18 protein-coding genes are annotated in these 21,928 nt (G+C 70.3%); 7 read left to right on the plus strand and 11 right to left on the minus strand.

What is annotated here, in order from left to right:
- Window positions 1-224 precede the first annotated feature (224 nt).
- The 6 genes from ACFY1U_RS08380 (at window position 225) to ACFY1U_RS08405 (ending at window position 6,015) form a co-directional block, all read left to right on the plus strand.
- Window positions 225-1,550 carry a PhoH family protein gene (locus ACFY1U_RS08380; protein ID WP_390693317.1) on the plus strand — a complete coding sequence of 442 codons (1,326 nt, stop codon included), beginning with the start codon at window positions 225-227 and terminating at the stop codon, window positions 1,548-1,550.
- 419 nt (window positions 1,551-1,969) lie between these two features.
- Entirely contained in the window at window positions 1,970-2,653 is a 684-nt protein-coding gene (locus tag ACFY1U_RS08385; protein ID WP_390693318.1) for a transglycosylase SLT domain-containing protein, read from the plus strand.
- 159 nt (window positions 2,654-2,812) lie between these two features.
- A complete protein-coding gene (locus ACFY1U_RS08390; RefSeq protein ID WP_390693319.1) occupies window positions 2,813-4,168 on the plus strand; it encodes an AI-2E family transporter in 1,356 nt (451 codons plus the stop codon).
- Between the two features lie 138 nt (window positions 4,169-4,306).
- A complete protein-coding gene (locus tag ACFY1U_RS08395) occupies window positions 4,307-5,131 on the plus strand; it encodes a MarR family transcriptional regulator (protein ID WP_390693320.1) in 825 nt (274 codons plus the stop codon).
- Between the two features lie 58 nt (window positions 5,132-5,189).
- The gene (locus tag ACFY1U_RS08400) at window positions 5,190-5,582 is read left to right on the plus strand and encodes a roadblock/LC7 domain-containing protein (RefSeq protein ID WP_390693321.1); all 393 of its coding nucleotides are present in this window, start codon (window positions 5,190-5,192) and stop codon (window positions 5,580-5,582) included.
- A 4-nt stretch (window positions 5,583-5,586) separates the two neighbouring features.
- Window positions 5,587-6,015, plus strand: coding sequence for a hypothetical protein (locus ACFY1U_RS08405; RefSeq protein ID WP_390693322.1), 429 nt, complete (start codon window positions 5,587-5,589; stop codon window positions 6,013-6,015).
- Window positions 6,016-6,059: 44 nt separating this feature from the next.
- On the opposite strand, the gene ACFY1U_RS08410 is transcribed toward ACFY1U_RS08405, so the two are convergent.
- The 5 genes from ACFY1U_RS08410 to ACFY1U_RS08430 form a co-directional block, all read right to left on the minus strand.
- Window positions 6,060-8,387, minus strand: a complete 2,328-nt coding sequence (locus ACFY1U_RS08410) for an ABC transporter permease (protein WP_390693323.1) — start codon at window positions 8,385-8,387, stop codon at window positions 6,060-6,062.
- On the minus strand, window positions 8,384-9,070 hold the full coding sequence (locus ACFY1U_RS08415; RefSeq protein WP_390693324.1) for an ABC transporter ATP-binding protein: 687 nt from the start codon (window positions 9,068-9,070) through the stop codon (window positions 8,384-8,386). Before ACFY1U_RS08415 ends, ACFY1U_RS08410 begins: the two co-directional genes overlap by 4 nt.
- The gene (locus tag ACFY1U_RS08420; protein WP_390693325.1) at window positions 9,067-9,591 is read right to left on the minus strand and encodes a PadR family transcriptional regulator; all 525 of its coding nucleotides are present in this window, start codon (window positions 9,589-9,591) and stop codon (window positions 9,067-9,069) included. Before ACFY1U_RS08420 ends, ACFY1U_RS08415 begins: the two co-directional genes overlap by 4 nt.
- 256 nt (window positions 9,592-9,847) lie before the next feature.
- The gene (locus ACFY1U_RS08425; RefSeq protein WP_390693326.1) at window positions 9,848-10,105 is read right to left on the minus strand and encodes a hypothetical protein; all 258 of its coding nucleotides are present in this window, start codon (window positions 10,103-10,105) and stop codon (window positions 9,848-9,850) included.
- A complete protein-coding gene (locus tag ACFY1U_RS08430) occupies window positions 10,102-11,019 on the minus strand; it encodes an SPFH domain-containing protein (RefSeq protein ID WP_390693327.1) in 918 nt (305 codons plus the stop codon). The genes ACFY1U_RS08425 and ACFY1U_RS08430 overlap by 4 nt, the downstream gene beginning before the upstream one ends.
- 274 nt (window positions 11,020-11,293) lie before the next feature.
- On the opposite strand from ACFY1U_RS08430, the gene ACFY1U_RS08435 reads away from it, so the two are divergent.
- Window positions 11,294-13,672, plus strand: coding sequence for a transglycosylase domain-containing protein (locus ACFY1U_RS08435; RefSeq protein ID WP_390693328.1), 2,379 nt, complete (start codon window positions 11,294-11,296; stop codon window positions 13,670-13,672).
- A 58-nt stretch (window positions 13,673-13,730) separates the two neighbouring features.
- On the opposite strand, the gene ACFY1U_RS08440 is transcribed toward ACFY1U_RS08435, so the two are convergent.
- The 6 genes from ACFY1U_RS08440 to ACFY1U_RS08465 all read right to left on the minus strand — a co-directional run bounded on the left by ACFY1U_RS08440 (window position 13,731) and on the right by ACFY1U_RS08465 (window position 21,853).
- Window positions 13,731-15,827, minus strand: coding sequence for a SpoIIE family protein phosphatase (locus tag ACFY1U_RS08440; RefSeq protein ID WP_390693329.1), 2,097 nt, complete (start codon window positions 15,825-15,827; stop codon window positions 13,731-13,733).
- 307 nt (window positions 15,828-16,134) lie between these two features.
- A complete protein-coding gene (locus tag ACFY1U_RS08445) occupies window positions 16,135-16,818 on the minus strand; it encodes a DUF402 domain-containing protein (RefSeq protein ID WP_390693330.1) in 684 nt (227 codons plus the stop codon).
- 90 nt (window positions 16,819-16,908) lie between these two features.
- On the minus strand, window positions 16,909-18,297 hold the full coding sequence (locus ACFY1U_RS08450) for a class II fumarate hydratase (protein ID WP_390693331.1): 1,389 nt from the start codon (window positions 18,295-18,297) through the stop codon (window positions 16,909-16,911).
- Window positions 18,298-18,376: 79 nt separating this feature from the next.
- Window positions 18,377-19,177, minus strand: a complete 801-nt coding sequence (locus ACFY1U_RS08455; RefSeq protein WP_390693332.1) for a DUF2690 domain-containing protein — start codon at window positions 19,175-19,177, stop codon at window positions 18,377-18,379.
- Window positions 19,178-19,410: 233 nt separating this feature from the next.
- On the minus strand, window positions 19,411-19,959 hold the full coding sequence (locus tag ACFY1U_RS08460) for an SH3 domain-containing protein (protein ID WP_390693333.1): 549 nt from the start codon (window positions 19,957-19,959) through the stop codon (window positions 19,411-19,413).
- Window positions 19,960-20,185: 226 nt separating this feature from the next.
- On the minus strand, window positions 20,186-21,853 hold the full coding sequence (locus ACFY1U_RS08465; RefSeq protein ID WP_390693334.1) for a fumarate hydratase: 1,668 nt from the start codon (window positions 21,851-21,853) through the stop codon (window positions 20,186-20,188).
- Between the last annotated feature and the right edge of the window lie 75 nt (window positions 21,854-21,928).

Consider the following 21,928-nt stretch of genomic DNA (forward strand, 5'->3'; position numbering starts at 1 on the left):
CGAGGGCATAAGCCAGTCAGGTCGATGCCCGAACCACGGGTGTCGGATCTCAGCGGGCGGCACGGGGCCGTCCGCCCGGGAGGCCCTTTGCACCAGCCCGACCGTGCGGTTCCAGCACGGAAGACAAGGCGGAGGGCCGGTTTTCGGCCCGTGCATCGCGGCCGTCGACCGGCCCAGCTCCACTCCGTCGCTCCCCGACCTCATCCGAGGGGGTACGTCCTTCCGTGGTGACCAGCACAAAGCGCCACAAGCCAGACCGGCGCACCTATGTTCTCGACACCAGCGTCCTGCTGGCCGACCCGAACGCCCTGAGCCGCTTCGACGAGCACGAGGTAGTGCTCCCCATCGTCGTGGTCACGGAGCTGGAGGCCAAGCGGCACCATCCCGAACTCGGCTACTTCGCCCGGCAGGCCCTCAGGCTGCTGGACGAGTTTCGGGTGCGGCACGGCCGCCTCGATGCCCCCATCCCGATCGGGGAACTCGGCGGCACCGTACGTGTCGAGCTCAATCACTCGGACCCCAGCGTGCTGCCGACCGGCTACCGCCTGGGGGACAACGACTCCCGCATCCTCGCGGTCGCCCGCAATCTGCAGGCCGAGGGGTTCGACGTCACCGTCGTGTCGAAGGACCTGCCGCTCAGGATCAAGGCCTCGTCCGTCGGTCTCCTCGCCGAGGAGTACCGCGCCGAACTCGCCATCACGGACTCCTCCGGCTGGACCGGGATGTCCGAACTGACCCTGCCCGGCGAACAGGTGGACATCCTCTTCGAGGAAGGGCACGTGTATGTGCCCGAAGCGTCCGAGCTTCCCGTGCACACCGGGCTGACCATCCAGTCGGAGCGCGGCAAGGCGCTCGGCCGGGTCACCGCCGAGGGCAACATCCGCCTGGTGCGCGGCGACCGGGAGGCCTTCGGCATCAAGGGCAGGAGCGCGGAGCAGCGGATCGCGCTCGATCTGCTCCTCGACCCGGACGTCGGGATCGTGTCCATGGGCGGCCGGGCCGGCACCGGCAAGTCGGCGCTCGCGCTGTGCGCGGGACTCGAGGCGGTGCTGGAGCGGCGCCAGCACCAGAAGGTGATGGTCTTCCGTCCGCTGTACGCGGTCGGCGGGCAGGAACTCGGCTATCTCCCCGGCTCCGAGGCCGAGAAGATGAGCCCCTGGGCGCAGGCGGTCTTCGACACGCTGTCCGCGGTCACCAGCCGCGAGGTCATCGAGGAGGTCACCGCGCGCGGAATGCTGGAGGTCCTTCCGCTCACCCACATCCGCGGACGCTCGCTCCACGACGCCTTCGTGATCGTGGACGAGGCGCAGTCACTGGAACGGAATGTGCTGCTGACCGTTCTGTCCCGGATCGGCGCCAACTCACGGGTGGTTCTCACTCATGACGTGGCACAGCGGGACAATCTGCGCGTAGGCCGCTACGACGGTGTCGTCGCCGTGGTCGAGAAGCTGAAGGGGCATCCGCTCTTCGCGCATGTGACGCTGACCAGGTCCGAGAGGTCCCAGATCGCGGCGCTTGTGACCGAAATGCTCGAAGACGGACAGATCTGACGCGGACCGCCAAGTCTGCGGTGGTTCAAGGTCGGTTGGCGCCGTCCCGCAAAGGCTGTGAGCCTAGTGGGGCGGCGCCTTCGCGTGTTGCTGTTTCTCAAAATCCCCGGGGTCAAACGGGATGTGAGCTTTCACACGCAACTCAGAATTGCCACCCGGCGTCCGGTTACGGCAGAGTCTCACTCCTGTCAGGCCCCGCATACGACACACCTGTACCCCCAGCGGTACGGAACCACATGAGCACCACAGCTAACTCCACAGCGTCGTCGTATGCCGCCCGAGCACCACGCGGCACTTCCCTCGCGGGAGTTGCCCACCGGGCCCGCGCCTCCCGTGACCCCGTAGTTGGGAGGCCAGAGTCAGGGGCACGATTGCGTCCGCCAGGGTCACCGAAGCGGGCGATGCTGGAAGGAAACCGTGTGAGCCGGATTTCGGTCCGGGGATTCGCAGTGGCCTCGGCCACCGCGGTCACCGCCGTCGGAAGCGTTGTCGGAGTTGCCTCGGGCAGCACCGCCCAGCCCAACGACGCCGAGGCGACGGCAGCCGACACCACGCTGCTCGCGGACATACCCACGGGCCAGCAGGCCCAGGTTCAGACCGCCTCCCTGACGCAGCAGGCCGACGCCCAGGCCATCCAGGCCGACGCGAGCGCCAAGAAGGACGCCGAGGAGGCCGCCCGCAAGGCTGCCGCCGACACCGCGATCGCCAAGAAGGCCGCGGCGGAGAAGGCTGCCAAGGAGGCCAAGGAGCGCGCCGACGCCAAGGAGAAGGCCAGCCGCAGCGCCGGTGACTTCCCCATCCAGAGCTCGTACTCCGTCGCCGAGATCCAGGCGATGGCACGGCAGATGGTGCCCGGCGGCCAGTTCCAGTGCTTCAGCTACATCGTGGACCACGAGTCCAGCTGGAACTACCACGCGGTCAACGCCTCCTCCGGCGCCTACGGCCTCTTCCAGGCGCTGCCCGCCTCGAAGTACTCCTCGGCCGGCTCCGACTGGCAGACCAACCCGGCCACGCAGATCAAGTGGGGCCTGAACTACATGAACAGCCGCTACGGCAGCCCGTGCGCGGCGCAGTCCTTCTGGGCCGCGAACCACTGGTACTAGGCCCGGCGCGGAGCCGCCGAGACCCACGGTCTCGCCTCTCAACCTTGAACAGCCCCTCCCCGTCATAGGGGGAGGGGCTGTTGCCCTGTACGGTCGTTGCGACGACTCCAGGGGGGAGTGGTGTGGAGCACCCGGGGACGCGGGGGAAGAGGACGGATCATGTCGCGAGTGCCAGGGTGGCTCGGGCGCATCGGTGCCGGGCTGACCGAGGTGAGTGAGCGGTTGGACGAGCGCCGCGCCGAGGTGGAGCGGGAGAGCGCCGGGGACGACGTACCGCGCCCGCCCCGCAAGACCGCCGCTCAGGTTCCGCCGCCCCCGGACCACGTGACAGAGGCGCCGCCGCCCGCGCCCGTCGTGCGCCCCGACCCCGTGCAGGCCGTGCCGTGGAGCGTGCGCGTCGCCGCCGAGGCCGGCTGGCGGCTGCTGGTGCTCGCGGGCACCGTCTGGGTGCTGATGCGGATCATCAGCGCCGTACAACTCGTCGTCTTCGCCTTCGTCGTGGCGCTGCTCATCACGGCGCTGCTGCAGCCGACGGTGGCCCGCCTCAAGAGTCACGGCGTCCCGCGCGGCCCGGCCACCGCGCTCACCGCGATCCTCGGGTTCGTCGTGATGGGGCTGCTGGGCTGGTTCGTGACCTGGCAGATCATGGAGAACATCGACAACCTCTCCAACCAGATCCAGAACGGCATCGACGACCTGCGCAACTGGCTGCTGAAGAGCCCCTTCCACGTCACCGACAAGCAGATCAACCAGATCGCCAAGAACCTGCGGGAGGCGGTCGGCGCGAACACCGACCAGATCACGTCCTTCGGTCTGGAGGGCGTCCAGGTCGTCGTCGAGGCACTCACCGGCATCCTGCTGACCTTCTTCTCGACCCTCTTCCTCCTCTACGACGGCCGGCGCATCTGGGAGTGGACGCTGAAGCTGGTGCCGGCGGCGGCCCGCCCCGGCGTCGCGGGCGCGGGCCCGCGGGCCTGGCGCACGCTGACCGCCTATGTGCGCGGCACGGTGCTGGTGGCCCTGATCGACGCCATCTTCATCGGACTGGGCATCTACTTCCTCAACGTTCCCATGGCCGTCCCGCTGGCCGTGTTCATCTTCCTGTTCTCCTTCATCCCGCTCGTCGGCGCGGTGGCCTCCGGCGCGCTGGCGGTGGTCGTCGCGCTGGTCACCCAGGGCGTGTTCACGGCCGTGATGACGCTCCTCGTGGTCCTCGCGGTCCAGCAGATCGAGGGCCACATCCTGCAGCCCTTCATCCTCGGCCGTGCGGTACGCGTCCACCCCCTCGCGGTGGTCCTGTCGGTCGCGGCCGGCGGCATGGTCGCCGGCATCGGCGGCGCGGTGGTCGCCGTACCGCTGGTGGCGGTGACGAACACGGTGGTGGGGTACCTGAGGGCGTATTCGGCGGGACTGCTCCCTGCCGATCAGCAAGAACCAGCCCGTCCGGCGTTTGAGGACGAGGCCGTTCAGGCCGAAGCGGGGTCCGGGGGCGCAGCCCCCGCCGACGGCGCCTGAAAACGAGCCCCCGGCTCGATCAAATGCGCACCGAACAAAGCGATTTGAACGAGCCCCCGGCTCAACTTCCGTCACCTGAAGACAGCTCGGAAACCTGCACCCGGAATATGCGTTCGGACTGATACACCTTCCCGGGTGATGTCGGGCTACGACCTGCTGGCGCGGGCCCTCGCCGCCTGTGGGCGGGACGAGTGGACCGGTGTGCTGCGCGTGTCCGGGGCACCCGGCGGCGCCCTGTATCTCAGGGACGGGCTCGTCGTCGCCGCCGAGTCGCCCGGCGCGCCGGGCCCCGAGACACTGCTGCTGCGGTCCGGGCGGGTGAACGGCGAGCAGTGGGCCGCGCTGGTCCGGGAGGCCGGGGGCGCACGCTGGCCGGCCGCCGGGCTGATCGCCCACGGGTACGCCGGTGCCGCCCAGCTCAGGGTGGTGTGCGTGATGGCGCTGCAGGACGCGGCGTTCGCGATCCTCGCGGGCCGCGTCGACGGCTGCGAACGCGCCGCGGACGGCTCGGAACCGCCCGCCCCGGTCGCCGTGGGCGAGCCGCCCGCCCGGCTCCTTCAGGACGCGGCCCGCAAACTCGCCGCCCTCGCGGCCCTGCCCCGGCCCGTCCATCCCGACCGCGAACGGCCCGTGGCCGCCCCGTACTCCGGCGGCCCGCACACCGCGCTGCAACGCGCGCTGCTGGAGCACGCCGACGGCCGCCGTACCGCTCGCGACCTGGCCTTCCGCGCCGGGCGCGGCGTCTACACCGTCACCGTCGAGGTCGCGCGGATGCTCGGCCAGGGGCTGCTGGAGTGCCCTGCCGCGCCCGCGCCGATCCCGGTCCGCGCGGCCCCCGACGGCATCCGCCACCGGACCCCGCCACCGCCCGCGCCGCCCCCACCGCAACCGCCGACCCCCGTCGACCTGCCCCGGCGCAGACCGGGCGGCTTCTTCCGCCTGCGGAACGGAACCCCGAAATGAATCAGCCGAGCAGCCGCGAAACACCAGAAACGCGAAGAGAAATAGGGGAGTTGAACATATGGATCACGAAGCTCTGGCGCTCGAAATGCGTGGCCTGAGGGAGCAGGTGACCGGAATCACCGACACCGCGGTCGCGGCGGCCGACGGACTGCTGATCGCGGCCGACACCGCCGACTCCATCGACCCGGAAGGCCTTGCCGCCCTCGCCGCGGCCGGCCTCGGCCTCGCCCGCCGCACCGCCCAGGCGACCGCCCGCGGCACGCTGCGCCGGACCGTGACGTACGGCAGCCACGGCTGTGCCGCCTTCTACGCCGTCGGCGACACGGCGCTGATGGTCGTGGTGGGCGACGAGGGCATGGACGTCGACCGACTGCACCGGGTGACTCAGCCCGCCCTGGACCGCATCGGCTCGATCCTCACGCACCAGAACAAGACAGCAGAAGGAGTCTGAAGGGATGGCGACGAAGCGTATGACCCCAGGTTTCTCCGACCAGGTGATGGGCCTGGTCAAGTCCCTCCGCACCGACGCCCCCGACTGTCTCGCCTCGGGCGTCGTCGACATGTCCACCGGCATGCTGCTGTCGTACGAGACCGTCGACAACCACCCGCCGGAGGTCCTCGACCTGCTGGCCGGCGCGACCCTCGACCTGTTCCAGGGACGCACGGTCGTGATGATCGAGGACGTCTTCAAGGAGCGCCGTGGGATCCAGAGCGACAACCACTTCTTCCAGGAGATCCTCGTCAACAGCGAGAACCTCACCCACCTGTTCGTGCGCATGAACGAGCAGCAGGACGTCGTCGCCGTCGTCGTCTGCCGCAAGTCGGTCAATGTGGGGATGCTGTTCGCGCAGGTACGGCGGGTGGTGCGGGAGTACGGCCTGTGAACGGACAGGGCCCCTCCCCGTGCCGGGGAGGGGCCCTGGGCCGGCTACTCGGTGCGCAGCCCGTCGGGGCGCATCAGCCGCAGCAGCGGGGGCAGGCTGAGCAGGGTCACGGCGAGGACGACACTCGCGCCGATGGCCGTCATCGACAGGACGCTCGCCCAGTCCACGGTCACCGTCTCGCCGGTCATCCGCAGCAGCACCGCGCCCAGCGTCAGCCCGACCACCGAGGCCAGCAGCAGGCCCAGCGCGATCGGGATCGCCGTCTGCCACAGCACCGACAGGCTCAGCGTGCGGCGCCGGGTGCCGAAGGCGACCAGCGAGGACAGCAGCTTCCTGCGCTCCCTCAGCTGCTCCAGCTGGGACACCAGCAGGCTCGCGCCGATCAGCAGCAGCACGCAGGTCGCGCCGACGAACAGGCCGTTGCGGATGGCGCGGAACTGCAGGTCCACCTTGCCGGACGTCAGGGCGTACACGTCCGCCAGCGGATCCAGCCGCGCGACGGTGTTGCGCGCGTACTCGCGGGCGTCCGGCACCGAGGGATCCAGCGCGACGAACACCTCCTGGCTCAGGCCGGCCACCGTCGCCGGGGGCAGCGCGCCCGAGGCGAACAGCAGTCCGCCGCGCTCGTAACCGGTCGGGTCCTCGCGCTGGGCGGCCGTCTTGATCCCGGCGGGCACCTTCCAGGCCGCGGTGCGGGTCTCGCTCCCGCCGTCGAACCAGAGGGTGGTGCCCGGCTTCGCGAGCTTCTTGGTGTCGCCGTCGTACCCGGTGCCGAGGATCTGGAAGACGTCGCCTTCCCGGCAGGACGGCAGCTGCGCCACCTCGCGCAGTTCCCTGCAGCTGCCGACGGCGACCTCCGTCGAGTTCTGCGGTTCCTTCGCCTTGTTCCCGGCCGAGCCCGTGGCCAGACCCAGCGCACTGCGTACGCCCTTCGTCCGGGCGAGCTGCCCGCGGACCTGGTCCGGGGCGACCCGGCCCTGCACGTCCACCTGGAGCTGGGCCCGGCGCAGATCGCTGTCGGCGGCCTTGATGTAGTCGTGCTGAACACCCGAGAACAGCATCTGCAGCGCGATCGCCCCCGCCACCGCGACCGCGATGCCGTTGACCATGCGGGCGGCCGAACCACTGCTCAACTGCAGCCTGCGGACGGCCAGTTGCCAGGAGACCGAGCCGGAGTTCAGCCGGGCCACCGTGGCCTCGACGATCCACGGCAGCAGCGCGGTGACACCGATCAGCAGCAGCACGGTGCCGCTGATCACCATCCATTCGTTGAAGTTCCCGTTGGTGCGGCCCTGCCCGATCATCGGGTACAGCAGCGCGAGACCGCCCAGCGGCAGCAGCAGCCGCCACCACAGCCTGCGGCGTGGCGGCTTCGCCGTACGGACCACGCCGAGCGGTTCGATGACCACCCCGCGCAGCGCGAACAGCGTGACCACAACGGCCGCGGCCGGTACGGCGACGGCGACGAGCGCGACGAGCAGGGGCGACGGGTTGAGATCGCTGGGGAACACACTGATGTCCCGTACCACCAGCAGCCCCGCCGACTGCCGCCCGGCCAGGAAGAAGAGGGTGCCGAGGACGAGCCCGAGCAGCGCCCCCGCGAGCGCCTCGCCGCCCGCGACCCGGCGCGCCATCCGGCCGTCCGCCCCGACCAGCCTGAGCGCCGCCAGCCGGCGGTCGCGCCGCTCGCCGCCGAAGCGCACGGCGGCCGCGATGAACACGCCGACGGGCAGCAGCAGCACCACGAAGATGATCATGACGAGCAGGAGCAGGATCGGGTCGAGCCCGTCCTGCTGGTGCCCGGGGGAGGGGCCGAAGTAGGTGATCCGCTCGACGGAGCCGCTCGACAGATGGTGCTCCAGCCCGGTCGCCCCCGCGTAGTAGGCGAGTTCGGCGGGCCCGATGACCCCGGAGTGCCCGATCGTCCCGACGACGCGATAGGGCAGCCGCTCGCGCAGCAGCTTGCCGGAACCGGACTTCAGCAGGTCCCGCAGCGCGGGCGAGACGACCATCTCCCCCTTGCCCGGGAACTTGGCGACGCCCGGCGGCAACGGTGCCTTCACGCCCTCGGGCTCCAGCAGCCGGCCCCGGACGTCCGTACTGCGGAAAATCGTGTCGGCCCTGCCGATGATCAGCGTGTCGGCCTTCTTCGGCAGCACCTTCCCGCTGTACGTGAAGTCGTCCCGGGCGGTGCTGCGCTTGTCCCGCGCGGACAGGGCGTTGGGTATCGCCGTGGTGAGCAGCAGCAACGCCACCCCGAGCCCGACGCCCACGGCCGTCAGCAGGGCCCGGGTCCACCCCTCACGCCCACCGGCGAAGGCGAACCGCACCCCCATGGCCAGATCCCTGGCCCACTGCCCCCGCACCTTCATACGATGCGCTCCATGTCCCGGGACTTCCCGTCCCGTACGACGATCTCGCGGTCCGAGTACGCGGCCACCCGTGCCTCGTGCGTGACGAGGACGACGGCGGCGTTGGTGGACCGGGCGGCGTCCGTGAGCAGATCCATCACGCGCTCGCCGTTGAGCGAGTCGAGCGCACCGGTGGGCTCGTCCGCGAACAGCACACGGGGGCTGGTGACCAGCGCCCGGGCGACGGCGACGCGCTGCCCCTGACCGCCGGAGACCTCACCGGGCCGCTTCTTGGCGAGGTCGTCGACCTCCAGCCGCTCCATCCACGTCAGGGCGGTCCGCTCGGCCTCCTTGCGGGAGGTGCCGTTCAGCCTGAGCGGCAGGGCGACGTTCTCGACGCAGGTCAACTCCGGTACGAGCTGGCCGAACTGGAACACGAAGCCGAACTCGGAGCGCCTGAGCGCACTGCGCTCCGCATCGGTCATCGTCGCCATCTCGCGCCCGGCGTACAGGATCGACCCCGAGTCGGGCGTCACGATCCCCGCGAGACAGTGCAGCAGCGTCGACTTGCCGGACCCGGAGGGACCCATCACGGCGACGACCTCACCGGGGTGGATGGAGAACTCGGCGCCGTCGAGCGCGGTGGTCGGCCCGTACGACTTGCGCAGCTCGTCGGCGACGAGCAGAGAACCTGCGGGAGTCACTTGGCGACCACCTCCGCGAGCTTGTCGAGGCGCGCGGCGGTGAGCTCCAGCCAGCGCAGGTCGGCCTCGAGATGGAACAGGGCGTGATCGCAGATGAGCTGGTCGGCCAGATCACCCCTGCGCTTGCGGTCGGTGAGGATCCGCATCATCCGCAGATGCTCGGAGCGCTGCGTGTCGAGGATGTCGGCCGCGTTGCGGTGGGTGAGCAGCGCCAGGACGATCTTGGTGTACAGCGTGGACTGCAGATACGGCTCGGGCGCCTCCGGCGTCGCGAGCCACCGCTCCACGTCGGTGATCCCGGCGTCGGTGATCGCGTACCGCTTGCGCTCGGGCCCGCCGCCCGCCTCGATGCCGTCGACCTCGACGAGCCCGTTCTTCAGCAGGCGGGACATCGTCGAGTAGACCTGGCCGTAGTGCAGCGGCCGGTCGTGACCGAACTTCTCGTCGAAGGCCCGCTTCAGGTCGTAGCCGTGGCGGGGCCCGGACTCCAGGAGCCCTAGAAGGGTGTGACCGATGGACATGTCCACGACTCTACACACCGTGTATACGCCTCATGTATACGCCCGGTGTTTAGATCATGGCGGGGCGTACAGCCGACTCACAGCTTCGCAGGTGGGGACCGATTGTCATGGTTCAGTAACGACTCCGGGGCGGGCCTCATCCAGCCTGTTCGGCGTGTACGGACAGGCGGCCTCGGCCTCATCCAGCCCGTCCGGCGTGCACGGACACGGCTCCCTCAGCCATATCCAGCCCCCCGGCGTTTGAGGACGAGGCCGTTCAGGCCGACGGGGGTCCGGGGGTGGAGCCCCCGGGTGGCCGCCCACGACGGGGGATCGGCCCCGCCTCCCCGGGCAGCCTCCCGGCCTCCGCGAGAGCGCGCCTCAACAAGAACTCGATCTGGGCGTTCGCAGAACGCAGTTCGTCGCCGGCCCACCGGGCCAGCGCCTCGTAGACGGACGGGTCCAGCCGCAGCAGCACCTGCTTGCGCTGCTGCGGCCGGCGCCGGGGCGAGGTCCCCTCGGAAGGGTCCGTCACTGGTAGAGGGTCCCGGTGTTGAGCACGGGCTGCGGGGCGCGGTCCCCGCACAGCACCACCATCAGGTTGGACACCATCGCCGCCTTCCGCTCCTCGTCCAGTTCCACGATGTCCTGCTCGGCGATCCGGGCGAGCGCGGCCTCGACCATCCCCACCGCTCCGTCCACGATCTGCCGCCGGGCCGCGACGACCGCCCCCGCCTGCTGCCGCTGAAGCATCGCCGAGGCGATCTCGGGAGCGTACGCGAGATGTGTGAAGCGCGACTCGATGATCTGCACCCCGGCCGCCTCCACGCGCGCGTGCAGCTCTGCGGCGAGCTTCTCGGTGATTTCCTCCGCGTTGCCGCGCAGCGAAAGACCGCCCTCGTCATGGGCGTCGTAGGGGTATTCGATGGCGATGTGGCGTACGGCCGCCTCGGTCTGCGTGGCGACGAACTCCAGGTAGTTGTCCACCTCGAAGGTGGCCTGCGCGGTGTCGCGCACCTTCCAGACCACGACCGCGGCGAGCTCGATGGGGTTGCCGTAGGCGTCGTTGACCTTGAGGACGGCGGTCTCGTGGTTGCGCACCCGGGTGGAGATCTTCGTGCGCGAGGTGAAGGGGTTCACCCAGCGCAGGCCGTCCTGCCGGATCGTCCCCCGATAGCGCCCGAAGAGCTGGACGACCCGAGCCTCGCCCGGCGCCACGGTGTTGAGGCCGCGCAGCGAGATCAACGCCGCGACGAGGACGACGGCACCGCCGGCCGCGAAGGCCGGATTTGCCTGCGCGGCCGCGAACAGGGCGCCGGCGACCAGGAGTCCGAGCAGCCCGAGCAGCAGCGCGAGCGCGCCGCCGATGCTGTGTGCGGTGAACTCGCGGACGCGGGGCGCGGGCATCTCCGGTATGTCGGCGTCGGGAGCGTTGTCGTGTATGGGCATGGGTGGTCCCCGTTGTCATGGTGCGGTCAGGTTGCGGTGCCTTCAAGCGAAAGCACTCACTTAGCTAAGTGATATCACTTTACCCCTCGGAGGCAACCCTGAACCCTTCTCGGCCGTCGGTTCCATCGGGGCGGGTGCTGATTGTCACGTCCGCAAAAGAGCGGATCCACCGGCCTTTGTCACATCTCCCGGTGTTAGCTTTCTGAGCTGACCTGTGCGGGCGAACCTGTGTGACAGATGAGCACACATGAACGAAGCGGAGCGGAACGGACCCATGGGACGAGCGGAAGAGAGACGAGCGCGACAGCGTGGTGGCCGCCGCGCGGCGCCCCCGACGCGCTCGTCCGGTACGGCGGGACCGACTGACCTCTCCGGGCCCGAGCCCACGGTCATAGGCGGCCGTGCCGCGGCGCGCAGGGCCGCCAAGGGCAAGGCGGGCCGCGGCACGGCGGGCAAGGGCAACGGCAAGGACGGCAAGAGCTTCATACGCCGGCTGTTCACCTGGAAGAAGATCGTCGGAACCTTCTTCGCGCTCTGCCTGCTCGGCATGGGCGCCTTCGTCGCGCTGTACATGATGATCAAAGTCCCCGAGGGCGGCAACCTCGACGCGACGCTGCAGAGCAACGTCTACAAGTACAGCGACGGCTCGCTGCTGACGCGCGACGGCGAGAAGAACCGCGAGATCGTCGACCTGTCCAAGGTCCCCAAGCCCGTCCAGCACACCTTCGTCGCCGCCGAGAACAAGACCTTCTACGAGGACAACGGCGTCGACCTCAAGGGCACCGCCCGAGGCATCCTCAACACGCTCTCCGGCAAGGGCGCGCAGGGCGGTTCGACGATCACCCAGCAGTACGTCAAGAACTACTACCTGACGCAGAACCAGACCATCTCGCGCAAGCTGAAGGAACTGGTCATCTCGCTGAAGCTGGACCGGACCAAGACCAAGGACTTCATCCTCGCCGGCTACATCAACACCAGCTACTACGGCCGCGGCGCGTACGGCATCCAGGCCGCCGCGCAGGCCTACTACCACGTCGACGCCCAGAAGCTCTCGGTCCAGCAGGGTGCCTACCTCGCGGCCCTCCTCCAGGCGCCCAACCAGTACGACTGGGCGATCGCGACCGACACCGGCAAGAAGCTGGTGCAGGCGCGCTGGAACTACGTCCTCGACAACATGGTCGAGAAGAACTGGCTGGACAAGTCCAAGCGGGACGAGATGAAGTTCCCGATCCCCAAGGCCCCCAAGGCCGCGCCCGGCATGGGCGGCCAGACCGGCTACCTGGTGGACGCGGCCAACAACCAGCTGGCCAAGCGGCTGGTGACCCAGGGCACGGCCGACAACTTCAACGACGCCATGAACATGGTCAAGGCCGGCGGCTGGACCATCACGCTCAACATCGACAAGAAGAAGCAGGCGGCGCTGGAGCAGGCCGCCAAGTCGCAGCTGACCAGCAAGCTCGACCCGAAGAAGCGCTCGGTCGACGGTGAGGTCCAGGCGGGTGCGGCGTCCGTGAACCCGAAGACGGGCGCGGTCGTGGCGATGTACGGCGGACAGGACTACTACAAGCACTACCGCAACAACGCGACCCGCACGGACTACCAGCCCGCGTCGACGTTCAAGCCGGTCATCCTCGCCGCCGCCCTGGACGAGGCCGCCCAGACGCAGAAGGGCCAGGCCATCGGCGCGAACACGATCTACGACGGCACCAGCAAGCGCCAGGTCGTGGACAGCAACGGCAACAAGGTCGGCTTCGCCCCCTCGAACGAGGACGACCAGAGCTACGGCCCCATCACCGTCCAGACGGCGATGAACCAGTCCGTGAACTCCGTCTTCGCGCAGATGGGCGTCGACGTCGGCATGAAAAAGGTGCTCAAGGTCGCGAGCCAGCTCGGCATGGACACGGCCGGCCTCAATCCGGTGCCCGCGCAGACCCTCGGCACCATGGGCGCGAGCCCGCTGCAGATGGCCGGGGTCTACGCGACCCTCGACAACCACGGCAAGCAGGTCACCCCGACCATCCTCAAGTCCGTGGAGAACAGCAGGCATTCGGTGACCCTGCCGGACCCGATCGGCGCCCAGGTCATCAGCCCCGAGGCCGCCGACACGGTCACCTCGGTGCTGACCGGCGTGGTCAACGACGGTACGGCCCAGAAGTCGGTCGAGGCCAACCCCAACCGCGACGGCCGCAAGGTCGCCGGCAAGACGGGTACGTCCGACGAGAACCGTTCCGCCTGGTTCAGCGGTTACACGCCCGACCTGGTCACCTCGGTCGGCCTGTTCGGCGAGTCCAAGAGCGGCGCCCAGGTCTCGATGTACCACGCGGGCGGACTGCCCCGCGTCAACGGTGGCACCTTCCCGGCGCAGATCTGGGCGGCGTACACCTTCGGCGTCTCCGCCACGGGGCTCAAGTTCGACCTGAACACCACGCAGGGCGCTGCGGTCCAGCCGTCCTGGACACCGTCGCCCACGCTGTCGCCGAGCCGGACACCCAGCGCGACACCGACGACCAAGAAGCCGACCCAGACGCCGACGCAGACCCCCACGCAGACGCCGACCCAGACGCCCACGCAGACGCCGACGCAGACCCCCACGCAGACGCCGACGCAGACGCCGACGAACCCGGCGGACCCGCTCAACCCGAACGGTCAGTAGCAGCGGCCGAAAGCGAAGGGCGCCCGGTGGTCACCGGGCGCCCTTTCGCGTACCACGCTCAGTTCTGGTTCAGCTCGAACCAGACCACCTTCCCGGTGCTCAGCCGCGTCGCCCCCCACCGCCGGGCCAGCTTGTTCACCAGGTACAGCCCACGACCGCCCTCGTCCGTCGCCCGCGCCTGCCGCAGTCGCGGCAGCTGCGGTACGTCGTCGCCGACCTCGCAGCGCAGTACGTCGGTGCGCAGGAGTCGCAGCGTGACCGGCCTGGACGCGTACCGCACGGCGTTCGTGACGACCTCGCTGACGAGGAGTTCCACGGAGTCGCTGAGGTCCTCCATGCCCCAGCGGGACAGTGCCCGCCGGGCCAGTCGGCGGGCGCGGCCGGGTGCCGCGTCCTCCGGCTCCAGGAACCAGTACGCCACGTCGCTCGGGGCGATCCCGTCGAAGCGGGCGGCGAGCAGCGCGATGTCGTCGTCCCGGTCGCCCGGGCCGAGCATGTCGAGCACCTCGTCGCAGAGCGCTTCCAGCGGCGGCGGATGGTCGGGCCCGGTCAGTTGTGCGGTCGCGGCGAGCTTCTCGCGCAGCTGCTCTATGCCGGTCCACACGTCCCGCAGCCGGGACTCGACCAGGCCGTCGGTGTACAGGAGCAGCGTCGCCCCGGCCGGTGCGTCCAGTTCCACGGCCTCGAAGTCGACGCCGCCCACACCGATCGGCGCACCCGGCGGCACCCGCAGCACCTCGGCGCGGCCGCCCAGATGCAGCAGGACCGGCGGCGGATGGCCGGCGTTGGCGATGGTGATGCGGTGCGAGACCGGGTCGTAGACGGCGTACAGGCAGGTCGCCATGCGGTCGGTGCCCAGGCGCTGGGCCTGTTCGTCGAGGTGGTGCAGGACCTCCTGCGGGGGCAGGTCGAGGCCGGCCAGGGTCTGGGCCGTGGTGCGCAGCTGGCCCATGATGGCCGCGGACGTCATGGAGTGACCCATCACGTCCCCCACCACCAGCGCGACCCGGCTGCCGGGCAGCGGGATGGCGTCGTACCAGTCGCCGCCCACCCGCGCGGTCTCCGCGGCCGGCAGATAACGGGACGCCAGCCGCACGCCGGTGGGCCGCGGGAGGGTCTCCGGCAGCATGGTCCGCTGCAGCTCGTCGGCGATGTACGCCTCGCGCCCGTACAGCACCGCCTTGTCGATGCCGAGGGCGCTGTGCGTGGCGAGCTGGGCGGCGACCAGGAGGTCGTCGGCCTCGAAGGCCATGCGCTCCGGGCGGCGCAGGAAGAGCGCGGCGCCGATCACCCGGCGGCGGCCGCGCAGCGGGGCGAGGATCGCGCGCTGTCCGCCGGGCACGGCGAACTCAGTTCCGTCGCCCAGGAGTTCGGGCAGGGCGGCACGGGCGGCGGGCGCGTCCGTGAAGACCGGGCGGACCCCGCGCAGCACCTCGGCGAGGGCGCTGCCCGGCCGTACCTCGCACAGTTCGGCGCCGACCGCGTCGAACCCCGTCATCTCCGGCGGCTCCGGCTGCAGGGCGGGCGAGAAGCCGCCCTCGGTGTCCCGCTCCGCGGGGATCCGGTCGGTGCGCCGCAGACGCAGCAGGAGCGGGCCGGTGGGCCGCTCGTCGCCGACGGGCAGCGGGTCGCGCAGATAGACGAGGATCGCGTCGGAGAAGGTCGGCACGGTGGCCCGGCACAGACCCATGACGATCTCGTCGAGGTCGATGCCGCGGGCGATCCGCCGGGTCGCGGCGCCGACGAACCGCAGCCGGTCGCCGTCCCGCCGCATCGGCGTGGGCTGCCCGGGCGTCGTGATTCCCTGCCCGGTACGGCGCTCCTGGGCGCCGGACCCCTGCGGCCGGTCCTGCGTGCCGTCCGGCTGGTCCGGGATGGTCTCGGGCACGGGGCGCGGGCGGTGCGTGCCGGGTTCCACGGCTTCTGCGGCGGCGGGCTGCGAGTGCTCGGGGCCGGTGGTGTCGGAGGGGGGCGAGACCGGGTCCTTTCCCTGGCTTCCTTTGCTGCACGGTGTGGCCGTACCCGGCGTCGACGGGGTCTCCCCGGTGCGCGCCTGTGCGGGTAAAGCGGCCGTGGGGGAGGGCGTCTGGGTGTGCAGGAGCGCCCCGCGGGGGTCCGCGGGGTCGGCGCCCGGCTGCGGGCGCTCGAAGGACATGGGGTGCTCCGTCACGCGTGTCGAATCCGTCCGTCCGGGGCTGCGCATCGCGAGCGCAGTTGGTCCCGCAGGAATCCCGATACCCGGAATACGTGTCCCCGGAACGGAATTCCCGCGTGGTCAGAGGCTGTTGTCGTGCCACCAGAGAACCGTTCACCGGCCGTTCCGGTGTTGCCCTCGTACCCCTCGCTCACGTCCTGCCGCCCCTCGGTGACGATCGGTCAAGCCCAGCGCATGCTCCGGCAGTTGCCACTGCACCTTGCGGAGGACGATCCTACGGTTGTGGACCGGGGGCGCATCAAGAGTCTCACGTGGACACATGCGCGGGCGTACGATCCCAGTCCTCCGGCAAAGACGGTACAGCCCAGGACGGGTCAGGGCGCCAGTGCTGCCAGCCGTCGCTGAACGGCGGACCCCAGGCGCGGATCAGTTCGACCGCGGACCGGCCCGCCCTGCGCACCTGTTCGGCGGCCGACGCGTCCATCAGCCCGTCCTGCTGGGCCTGCGCGAACTCGTCCTCGTCACGCCAGTGCCAACTGCGGTCGGGGTGGACGGAGATGTCCAGGAAGTGGTCCTCGGAGTCGACCCCGCCGTCCCAACGCACCAGTGGCGATTCAAGATTCACGTACCAGTTCTTGAACCGCCAGCCCGGCTCCCAGAACAGCCACACCGACCAGGGCTCACCGGGGCGGGCCAGCTTCAGCACGCCGGTGCCGAACCAGTGGTCGAGCTGGACGGTACGGGGCTTGGTGTAGCGGGACCGGAGGGGTTCGACGTGCACCGGGGTGCCGTCGGCGAGGACGGGCTTCACGCACTCGGTGCCGGGTGCCAGCCAGACGGCGAGCAGTTCGTCGTCGTCCCGGACGACGGTGACGGGGCGTGCGATGTGGAAGCGCTCGCCGGCGTTCTCCCGGTAGCGCCACAGGACCTGGGTCCCGGGGGTCCAAAAGCCGCTGCGCACCGCCGCAGCCGCGTCCGCTTCCGCTCTCATCGCTCCACCCTCTGCCATGCACAGATATTAGGTGCCCAGGGCATACGACGCTGCGGCGCGCGTCACGGTTCGCGACGGTGCGACGATTGGTTACGGATGCGTCATCCGCAGGACATCCAGGGCCTCGTCGAGCTGCTCCGCCGTGAGGTCCCCGCGCTCCACGTACCCGCTCTCCAGGACGACTTCACGGATCGTCTTCTGCTCCGCGAGAGCCTTCTTGGCGACCTTGGCGGCCTCCTCGTACCCGATGTACTTGTTGAGCGGAGTGACCACGGAGGGTGAGGACTCGGCGTACTCGCGGGCCCGTTCCCGGTTCGCGGTGATCCCGTCCACGGTCCGGTCGGCGAGCAGCCGGGAGACATTGGCCAGCAGCCGGACCGACTCCAGGACGTTCCTGGCGATGACCGGCAGCATCACATTGAGCTCGAAGTTGCCCGCGGCTCCGGCGGCGGCGACGGTGGCGTCGTTGCCGGTGACCTGGGCGGCGACCATGAGCACGGCCTCCGGGATCACCGGGTTGACCTTGCCGGGCATGATCGACGAGCCGGGCTGGAGGTCGGGCAGGGTGATCTCGGCTAGGCCGGTCCGCGGCCCGGACGCCATCCACCGCAGATCGTTGGCGATCTTGGTCAGTCCGACGGCGACCGTCCGCAGCTGTCCGCTGGTCTCGACGATCCCGTCCCGCGCCCCCTGCGCCTCGAAGTGGTTGCGCGCCTCGGTGAGCGGCAGCCCCGTGACGCGGGCGACCTCCTCGATGACGGCGGCGGAGAAGCCGGGCGGGGTGTTGATGCCGGTGCCGACCGCCGTCCCGCCGAGGGGCAGCTCGGCGAGGCGGGGGAGCGCGGCGTGCAGCCGCTCGACGCCGTAGCGGATCTGGGCCGCGTAGCCGCCGAACTCCTGCCCCAGGGTCACCGGCGTGGCGTCCATCAGATGCGTCCGCCCGGACTTCACTACGTCGGCGAACTCCTCGGACTTGCGGGTGAGGGCGTCGGCGAGGTGTTCCAGGGCGGGGATCAGGTCGTGGGTGACGGCGGCGGTGGCGGCGATGTGGATGGAGGACGGGAAGACGTCGTTGGACGACTGGGAGGCGTTCACATGGTCGTTGGGGTGTACGTCCCTGCCGAGCCGCTCGGTCGCGAGGGTGGCGATGACCTCGTTGGTGTTCATGTTCGACGAGGTGCCGGAACCGGTCTGGAAGACGTCGATCGGGAAGTGCTCGTCCCAGTCACCCCGGGCGACCTCCTCGGCCGCCTCCTGGATCGCCTCGGCGATGTCCTTGTCGAGCACCCCCAGCCGCGCGTTCACCTTCGCCGCGGCGCCCTTGATGCGGGCCAGGGCCTCGATGTGGGCGCGCTCGATGCGCTGGCCGGAGATCGGGAAGTTCTCGACGGCACGCTGTGTCTGGGCCCGCCACTTGGCGTCGGCGGGGACGCGGACCTCGCCCATGGAGTCGTGCTCGATGCGGTAGTCGTCGCTCATGCCCGTATAGCGATCGGAGAGGCGGGGATGTTCCGCACCTTGAGCCGGCCGGGGGTTGTCACGCGGGCTGGTTTCGCCGTCAGCGGCCCGGCATGCCGAAGCGCCCGGTGCATACGGGCTTTTCGGCCACCTCGGCGCAGGCCTGGGCTCCGCGCGGGTCCGGCGCGGCCAGCATCGGGCTGCTGTATCCGTCCGACTTGTCGCCCTGGTACTCCGCGGACAGCTCGTCCTCGCCCGCCCTGATCCAGATCTCCCGCGCGCCGCCGGTCCGGGTGCGCAGCTCGGACCAGACCGTGGCGCAGGACGGCGAGAACCTGAGCAGCACCACCTCGGCGGGCCTGGCGACCGTGCTCTCGGTGCGCGCGTCCCGGGCGCAGGTCTCGGAGGTGGGGAGTTCCCCCTGGCAGTCGCTGCCGTGGCAGGAGGCGGCCGTCCGGGGCGCCGCCGTGTGGCCGGGGTCCAGTACGTCCGCGGCGGCCGCGGTGACCGCCACGGTGGCGGCCATGGTGGCGAGCGCGACGACGGCGCGACTCGGCCGCGGGATGCGGCGGCGCCGCGGGGTGACGGGCGGCACGGACGGGTCCGGCTGCCGCTTGGCGACGGACGCCCCGTCGGCCTGCGCCTGTGCGGCGGAGTCCCAGAGAGCGAGCAGGGGGCCGGGGTCGGCGTCGGCGAGCCGTACGAGCGCCACGACCGCGGCCCGGGGCGGGAACTGATCGCCGTTCAGATAGCGGTGCCAGGTCGACTTGCTGAACGGGGTGACGCCGGCCAGTGCGGCCAGGCTCAGTCCCGTCCGCTGCTTGAGGGCACGCAGCCGCTCCGTCAGGAGCCGCCCGTCGTCCTGCGACGCGTCGGGCAGCGGCTGCCTCTGGACCGTCACGTGGCTCTCCATCTCGCTCCCTCGCCATGCCGGGGTGACCGCCCTGATGTGTTCCCGGCGGCGGCGCCCGGCCATACCGCGATCACCGGAATATGAAGGGGAGTTGACTGAGTTGACCTGCGATTACGCCGAGTGGGGGTGTGATCGGCGGATTACCTCACGGCATCTCCCGGCGGGCCTGCGCGGCCCGCCGGGAGGTACCGGGAATCACGACCGGTGCGGTCGAGGGGGCGTCAGCACCAGCGGACGGTGGCGAGGTTGTGCACGTAGCGGGCGGAGACCCAGCCCCTGTGGTGGGCGAGCCGGTACCAGCGGTGGTTGCCGCGGACGCCGGAACCCCGCACCTTGCAGGTGAGGGCCACGCTGGAGCCCACGGACCGCGAGCCGACGACGCGGTAGCCGGTGCCCGGCCCGGACCGGACGTTCAGCGGCAGACGGTGGGTGGCGACATAGCCCCAGGCGTGGTTCCTGGTGATGCGCCGGACGCCGTGGACGTGCCGGACGTGCCGGATGTGCTGGTGGTGGCGTGCGGCGCGGCCCTTCGCGTGGTGGCGGCCGTGGTGGCACTTCGGCGCCTTGGGAACTGCGGGCGCCTTCGGCCTGGCGGGCAGCGTGGACGGCGCGGGGGCCGGCTGCCACGCGGGCACGGAGATCTGCGGGGGAGTGGAGTTCAGCGCATGGGCCTGCGCGGCCGGCCCGGCGGAGGCGACGGCCGCCACCGGGAAGACGGCGACGACCGCGAACGCGGCCAAGAGGCCGTTGCGCAGTGAGCGTCGGATCATGGGTTGTCCCTCCGAGATGACCTGCGGATCACGGGCTGTGATCCAGTCAGCACGGAGCGTTTCCGGCGAAGTTCCCAAAGATGCCGTCCCACCCGTTCCTGGGACGAACTGGGACGCCGTGCAGGCGCTCTGCGATGCGGTACGGCCATTCCGACGGCGTCCCGGGACACCACGACGCGCGGCGGGGTGCGGGGGCGAGATCCGTCCCCCGCCGCACCCCCGGGAGCTACGCCAGCCCGGGCCCCCGCACCGGGATCGACGTGAACGTCGGCGCCGGCGCCGGGTCCTGGAAGAAGTCGTTGCCCTTGTCGTCCACCACGATGAACGCCGGGAAGTCCTCCACCTCGATCTTCCAGACCGCCTCCATGCCGAGCTCCTCGTACTCGACGACCTCGACCTTCTTGATGCAGTCCTGGGCGAGGCGGGCGGCCGGGCCGCCGATGGAGCCGAGATAGAAGCCGCCGTGCGCGTCGCACGCGTCCGTGACCTGCTTGCTGCGGTTGCCCTTGGCGAGCATCACCTTGGAGCCGCCCGCCGCCTGGAACTGCTCGACGTAGCTGTCCATACGGCCGGCCGTGGTCGGGCCGAAGGAACCGGACGCGTATCCCTCGGGGGTCTTCGCCGGGCCCGCGTAGTACACCGGGTGGTCCTTGAGGTACTGCGGCATCTCCTCGCCCGCGTCCAGCCGCTCCTTGATCTTGGCGTGCGCGATGTCGCGCGCCACCACCAGCGGACCGGTGAGCGAGAGCCGGGTCTTGACCGGGTACTTGGTCAGCTCGGCGAGGATCGACTCCATCGGCTGGTTCAGGTCGATCTTGACGACGTCCCCGTCCTGCTCCAGGTGCTCGTCCGTCGTCTCCGGCAGAAACCGCGCCGGGTCCGTCTCCAGCTGCTCCAGGAAGACACCCTCCGCCGTGATCTTCGCGAGGGCCTGGCGGTCGGCCGAACAGGACACGGCGATCGCGACGGGGCACGAGGCGCCGTGCCGCGGCAGCCGCACCACGCGCACGTCGTGGCAGAAGTACTTGCCGCCGAACTGCGCGCCGATCCCGATCTTCTGCGTCAGCTCGAAGACCTTCTCCTCCAGCTCCTTGTCGCGGAAGCCGTGCCCGAGCTCCGAGCCCTCGGCCGGGATCTCGTCCAGGTAGTGCGCGGAGGCGTACTTCGCGGTCTTCAGCGCGTACTCGGCGGACGTACCGCCGACCACGATCGCCAGGTGGTACGGCGGGCAGGCGGCCGTGCCCAGCGAACGGATCTTCTCCTCCAGGAACTTCATCATGGAGGCCTCGTTCAGGACGGCCTTCGTCTCCTGGTACAGGAACGACTTGTTGGCGGAGCCGCCGCCCTTCGCCATGAACAGGAACTTGTACGCGCCGCCGTCGGTGGCGTACAGCTCGATCTGCGCCGGCAGGTTGGAGCCGGTGTTCTTCTCGTCCCACATGGTCAGCGGGGCCATCTGCGAGTACCGCAGGTTGAGGTTGAGGTACGCGTCGTAGATGCCCTTCGACAGCGCCGCCTCGTCACCGCCCTCGGTGAGCACGTTCTGTCCGCGCTTGCCCATGACGATCGCCGTGCCGGTGTCCTGGCACATGGGGAGCACGCCCGCGGCCGCGATGTTCGCGTTCTTCAGCAGGTCCAGCGCCACGAACTTGTCGTTGCTGGACGCCTCGGGGTCGTCGATGATGCGCCGCAGCTGGGCCAGGTGCGCGGGCCGCAGGTAGTGCTGGATGTCGTGGATGGCCTCCTCGGCGAGCTTGCGCAGTGCCTCCGGCTCCACCTTGAGGAACGTCCGCCCGTCGGCCTCGAAGGTGGACACACCTTCGGAGGTCACCAGCCGGTACGGGGTGGTGTCCTCTCCCATGGGGAGCAGATCGGTGTACGCGAACTCAGGCATCTCAGCCCATTCCTCACTCGACAGACGGCGCCCGCCGTCATTGGCGGGCGCTCACCAGCGTAGAACCTGCCGCTG

The sequence above is a fragment of the Streptomyces sp. NPDC001351 genome (genome assembly GCF_042896045.1).
Lineage (GTDB): Bacteria > Actinomycetota > Actinomycetes > Streptomycetales > Streptomycetaceae > Streptomyces.

Excerpts from the sequence above, each read along its gene's own strand:
- ACFY1U_RS08440 (WP_390693329.1), bottom strand. The coding sequence starts at position 15,827 with ATGTCCTTCGAGCGCCCGCAGCCGGGCGCCGACCCCGCGGACCCCCGC.
- ACFY1U_RS08395 (WP_390693320.1), top strand. The coding sequence starts at position 4,307 with ATGTCGGGCTACGACCTGCTGGCGCGGGCCCTCGCCGCCTGTGGGCGG.
- ACFY1U_RS08405 (WP_390693322.1), top strand. The coding sequence starts at position 5,587 with ATGGCGACGAAGCGTATGACCCCAGGTTTCTCCGACCAGGTGATGGGC.
- ACFY1U_RS08430 (WP_390693327.1), bottom strand. The coding sequence starts at position 11,019 with ATGCCCATACACGACAACGCTCCCGACGCCGACATACCGGAGATGCCC.
- ACFY1U_RS08435 (WP_390693328.1), top strand. The coding sequence starts at position 11,294 with ATGGGACGAGCGGAAGAGAGACGAGCGCGACAGCGTGGTGGCCGCCGC.
- ACFY1U_RS08465 (WP_390693334.1), bottom strand. The coding sequence starts at position 21,853 with ATGCCTGAGTTCGCGTACACCGATCTGCTCCCCATGGGAGAGGACACC.
- ACFY1U_RS08410 (WP_390693323.1), bottom strand. The coding sequence starts at position 8,387 with ATGAAGGTGCGGGGGCAGTGGGCCAGGGATCTGGCCATGGGGGTGCGG.
- ACFY1U_RS08400 (WP_390693321.1), top strand. The coding sequence starts at position 5,190 with ATGGATCACGAAGCTCTGGCGCTCGAAATGCGTGGCCTGAGGGAGCAG.
- ACFY1U_RS08445 (WP_390693330.1), bottom strand. The coding sequence starts at position 16,818 with ATGAGAGCGGAAGCGGACGCGGCTGCGGCGGTGCGCAGCGGCTTTTGG.
- ACFY1U_RS08420 (WP_390693325.1), bottom strand. The coding sequence starts at position 9,591 with ATGTCCATCGGTCACACCCTTCTAGGGCTCCTGGAGTCCGGGCCCCGC.
- ACFY1U_RS08460 (WP_390693333.1), bottom strand. The coding sequence starts at position 19,959 with ATGATCCGACGCTCACTGCGCAACGGCCTCTTGGCCGCGTTCGCGGTC.
- ACFY1U_RS08390 (WP_390693319.1), top strand. The coding sequence starts at position 2,813 with ATGTCGCGAGTGCCAGGGTGGCTCGGGCGCATCGGTGCCGGGCTGACC.
- ACFY1U_RS08450 (WP_390693331.1), bottom strand. The coding sequence starts at position 18,297 with ATGAGCGACGACTACCGCATCGAGCACGACTCCATGGGCGAGGTCCGC.